Origin of the sequence: Vogesella mureinivorans (assembly GCF_007644035.1) — a bacterium.
GTDB classification, from domain to species: domain Bacteria; phylum Pseudomonadota; class Gammaproteobacteria; order Burkholderiales; family Chromobacteriaceae; genus Vogesella; species Vogesella mureinivorans.
Genome location: NZ_VMTV02000356.1, coordinates 1 through 346 on the forward strand (window position 1 = coordinate 1; position 346 = coordinate 346).

Annotated in this window: 2 protein-coding genes; both read left to right on the plus strand. The window is 72.0% G+C overall.

The window, feature by feature from the left end:
• The first annotated feature begins 20 nt into the window (after nucleotides 1–20).
• On the plus strand, nucleotides 21–140 hold the full coding sequence (locus tag FLQ44_RS24895; protein ID WP_369126606.1) for a LamB/YcsF family protein: 120 nt from the start codon (nucleotides 21–23) through the stop codon (nucleotides 138–140).
• Nucleotides 137–346, plus strand: a 210-nt coding sequence (locus FLQ44_RS10975) for a 5-oxoproline transporter, DUF969 family subunit (protein ID WP_206208817.1), incomplete at its 3' end; no start/stop codon positions are given. The genes FLQ44_RS24895 and FLQ44_RS10975, both read left to right, overlap by 4 nt.

The following is a 346-nucleotide window of genomic DNA, read 5'->3' on the forward strand; positions in this document are numbered from 1 at the left end:
CCCGGCAGCGCAGCGGCGAAGTGGTGCGGGTCGAAGCCGAGACTCTCTGCCTGCACGGCGATCGTCCGGATGCCGTCGACTTCGCGCGACGCCTTCGCGCCAGTCTCGCGGCCGCAGGCGTGGAGATCGCCGCCCCGTGAGCTCGACCGTCAATCTGCTGCCGCTGGCCGGCGTCGGCCTGGTGGTGCTCGGCTTCGCTCTGCGCCTGAACCCGGCCCTGGTCGTGGTCGGCGCCGGTTTCGCTACCGCGCTGCTGGCCGGCATCGAGCCGGTGGCTACGCTGGAGCTGCTGGGCACGGCCTTCGTCAAGAACCGCTTCCTCGCCCTGCTGCTGCTGACCCTGCCG